Below are 3415 nucleotides of genomic sequence, written 5' to 3'. Positions count from 1 at the left end.
CTGCTGATGGCGCGAGATCCAGCGACGCAACTGGTTCGGATTGACGTCATGGTCCATGGCCGCCCGGGCGATCGATACCCCCGGCCTCAGGCAAAACTCGACCAGCTCCCGCACGGCATCTTCATCAAATTCCCGCCGGCCATCCCGTCTGCGGCCAACCACCAGTCTGCTTCGAAGGTCCTGTTTCTCTGTCATCACGGTCTGAGTGCATGTGTCCACGCGGACACTTAGCATCTGACCTTCTGCCTACCATTGGTAGGGCGTCGTTTATTGACGGCTTACGGATCGCTTTGCCGGGCCGCTCGGTGACTTTGACTGATTGCAACGTCTGAATCGTGCCTTCATCCGCCCAGTAGCCATGGTCGAACCCAGAATAACCGTTGCTCGATCCGTCCGGGCCGGCAAAGCCGAAGATGCCGCGCTCGGGTGCAGCAGCGAGGAGGCGCCGACATAGCTCCTTCTCGGCCGGTGTTGCGTTGTCGCTTTGGATGCCCTGCTGGTACTCGGTGGCGAGGTCCGGCATCACCGCTAGAGTGAACTCGCTATCCGCGAGCGCCGTGACTGGATCGATGCCGGCTTGGACCAGCTTGGCCAAGGTGTTGTTGTCGAAGTAGACGTTCACTGTGCGGCTCCTCGAATGTTATGGCACATATGGTAGGCCACATTGTCCCGGAGACGTACCATCGGAGGGCGCTACCCTCCCGGAGAAATGCCATGGAAGATATAGAGGTCGGAAACATTCATCGGTCTTGCCGTTACATGGGGCGTGAATTGGACGCTGCGGTGAGGAAGATCGACGGCGAGTACTGGATTGCCTACCAAGTGGTCAGAAAAAGCCCATTGGCTATAGCGAGTGAGCCTGTCGTGGTTACAGCAGAGGTAACGGGGCCGTTTGAGACACTCGATGCAGCACATGGTGCCGCGTTCGAAAGTATGAGGGCCGCGATTGACCAAGGACGGGTATGAGCCGAGACCGGCCAAACGAACTGCAGCGACCGGCCTCAGTCGTCCCGCTGAGGTAGTGTGGTTGGGCGGGAATGAACTGCTATAGCGCAGTGGGAGGACGGTCGGCGAATTTAGGTAGAATTGGATCGCTTAGGGACCGGGTATCTCGCGGCAGGTCAATTTTGGGGAGGGAGGGGTTATGCAGCTCACTGGCATCGGCCTGTATACCTTCCATGAGGCGGCTCTGCTGACGAAAATACCGGTCAGGGACCTACGCCGCTGGCTGGATGGATACTCCTACCGGGACAAGAAGCACGAATCGGTTTCCGTTGGCCCGCTCTGGGAAACGGCACTTGCCGGTGATGACCTCGACGGCATCAGCTTTCACGACCTCTTGGAAGTTCGGTTCGTACATGCGTTTCGCGAGCACGGTGTCAGCCTGCAGACGATTCGCGTCGCGAGCCAGCGTGCACGCGAGCTTTTCAATACGGATTACCCGTTCACCTCGCAGCAGTTCCGCACGGATGGCCGAACGATTTTTGCATCGGCTATTGAGGAAACCGGGGAAACCGAGCTGCTAGATCTGGTGAAACAGCAGTACGCGTTCCGGAAGATCATTGAGCCATCGCTGCGCACCGGTATCGAGTTCGGCGCAGACCGGTTGGCTTCCCGGTGGTACCCGTCTCCGCGTAGCAAGGCGATTGTGCTGGACCCTGCGATCGCATTCGGCAAGCCCATCGTCACGCACGGTTCTGTCAGGACATCAATCCTGTCCGAGGCATTCAACGTGGAGGGTGATAGGAACCTTGTAGCAAGACTCTATGAAGTGCCCGTCGCCGCAGTAGATGCGGCCGTCGCCTTCGAAGAAAGTCTGGCTGCGTGAAGTTCTTCGTCGACAATAATCTTCCTCCTGCCCTGGCAAGGGCTCTCCATGCGTTGAGCGACCCCCGCGGACATCCCGTGATGCATTTGCGTGAAAAATTCGAACAGGACTGCAGGGACGAGGACTGGATCAAGACGCTATCGGCAGAAGGCGGCTGGTCGGTGATCACTCACGATAGGCTGAACAAGGGGTTGGAGCGTGAGGTACTGAGTCGTGCCGGCCTGATCGTTTTCTTTTTGGACAAGAGCTGGTCGAAGCGCACTTTCTGGGACATATCCCATAACATCGTGCGCTGGTGGCCGAGGATCATTGAACAGTCGGAGGGGATGCAAGGTGGTGCCGCGTTCAAGGTTCCCTACAGCTTTTCCGGCAAAGGGCGATTCGAGCAGGTTAAGCTGTAGGACGAGTATTCGGGCGCGAGCGTTTCGGGTGCGAACGCAATCGCCTATCGCCCGATGTTGATCGGGATGACCGCCGCGCCAGCCTCAAGTGCATCGAGGTGATCCGCCCAGTGCTGCATCATCTTCCGGCGCTCCGGCAGGAATTCGGCGTGCACGTACGCTGCAGTGACTTGATTGCGTTCGGCATGGGCGAGTTGTCGGTCGACGACATCGCGGGTGTAACCGAGCTCGCGCAACACAGTAGCGGCCAGCCCGCGGAATCCGTGGCCTGTGATTCGCGACTTGTAGCCCATCCGGTAGAGCGCGTAGAGCATCGTGTTGTTCGAGATGTGGCTTCGGCCCTGGACGCTATAAAACACATGCCGGTGGGCGCCGTTTAGTTCGCGCAACGCGGCCAGTGCGTCGAGCGCTTGGCGCGAGAGCGGGACAATGTGCGGGTCGCGCATCTTCATCCGCTCGGGTGGAATCCGCCATTCGGCGGCGCGTTCGTCGAACTCATCCCACTCGGCGTTGATCATCTCGGTTGTCCGAGTGAACGTCAGTGCCATGAAACGGAGCGCCAGTCGAGTAACTAGGTCGCCTTGGTACGCGGCGATGTCCCGCATGAGCTGCGGAATTTCGACGGGCTTGACCCGAGCCATGTGTTTGACGCCAGTTCCTTTCTTGAGAACAGTTTCAGCGTCAATGTCCGCAGCAGGATTGCGAGGGCATCGACCGGTCATGATGCCGTACTGGAACACGGCCCGCGATCGCTGGAGGATGCGCTTTGCTTGTTGATTTCCACCGAATCTTGACCCACCGTTTTCATCTAAATCTGACCCACCCCGAGACAGCGTAGTACATCTACTCCGGTGTGGATAACTCCTCACTGCCTGCTGCTTTTGCTGCTCTCTTTCTGGTTGCCTTCGCCTTGGCAGAGCTGGACTTGAAGCGCCAGGATTCATTGCCCGTTTCGACGATGTGGCAGTGATGGGTGACGCGGTCCAGCAGCGCCGTCGTCATCTTTGCGTCCCCGAACACGGTCGCCCACTCGCCGAAGCTGAGGTTGGTGGTGATCACGACACTCGTGTGTTCATACAGCTTCGAGAGCAAGTGGAACAGCAATGCGCCACCGGTCTGGCTGAACGGCAGGTAGCCCAGTTCGTCGAGGATTACCAGGTCGACGTACATCAGCTTATGGGCGATC

5 protein-coding genes and 1 pseudogene are annotated in these 3415 nt (G+C 58.6%); 2 read left to right on the top strand and 4 right to left on the bottom strand.

Features of this window, described 5'->3' with window-relative positions:
* A partial coding sequence (locus tag AC3IFE_RS20460) for a transposase (RefSeq protein ID WP_489191748.1) occupies positions 1-195 on the bottom strand: 195 nt, incomplete at its 3' end.
* Positions 125-622, bottom strand: a complete 498-nt coding sequence (locus tag AC3IFE_RS20455) for a hypothetical protein (RefSeq protein WP_489191747.1) — start codon at positions 620-622, stop codon at positions 125-127. The genes AC3IFE_RS20455 and AC3IFE_RS20460, both read right to left, overlap by 71 nt.
* Positions 623-1144: 522 nt before the next feature.
* On the opposite strand from AC3IFE_RS20455, the gene AC3IFE_RS20450 reads away from it, so the two are divergent.
* Both AC3IFE_RS20450 and AC3IFE_RS20445 read left to right on the top strand, forming a co-directional pair.
* The gene (locus tag AC3IFE_RS20450; protein ID WP_059576482.1) at positions 1145-1828 is read left to right on the top strand and encodes a hypothetical protein; all 684 of its coding nucleotides are present in this window, start codon (positions 1145-1147) and stop codon (positions 1826-1828) included.
* A complete protein-coding gene (locus AC3IFE_RS20445) occupies positions 1825-2229 on the top strand; it encodes a PIN-like domain-containing protein (RefSeq protein WP_059576479.1) in 405 nt (134 codons plus the stop codon). The genes AC3IFE_RS20450 and AC3IFE_RS20445 overlap by 4 nt, the downstream gene beginning before the upstream one ends.
* Positions 2230-2273: 44 nt before the next feature.
* On the opposite strand, the pseudogene AC3IFE_RS20440 reads toward AC3IFE_RS20445, so the two are convergent.
* A pseudogene (locus AC3IFE_RS20440) lies at positions 2274-3014 on the bottom strand (tyrosine-type recombinase/integrase); the annotation flags it as partial.
* A 58-nt stretch (positions 3015-3072) separates the two neighbouring features.
* Positions 3073-3415, bottom strand: a 343-nt coding sequence (locus AC3IFE_RS20435; protein ID WP_489191746.1) for an ATP-binding protein, incomplete at its 5' end; no start/stop codon positions are given.

The sequence above is a fragment of the Burkholderia sp. APQ4-4ca genome (genome assembly GCF_057837105.1).
The sequence above is the reverse complement of the archived record's forward strand: the minus strand, read 5'-3'. Positions and strand labels throughout refer to the sequence as shown.

What these genes read in the sequence shown, in the direction of transcription:
- AC3IFE_RS20450 (WP_059576482.1), top strand. Translation starts at nt 1,145, where the DNA reads ATGCAGCTCACTGGCATCGGCCTGTATACCTTCCATGAGGCGGCTCTG.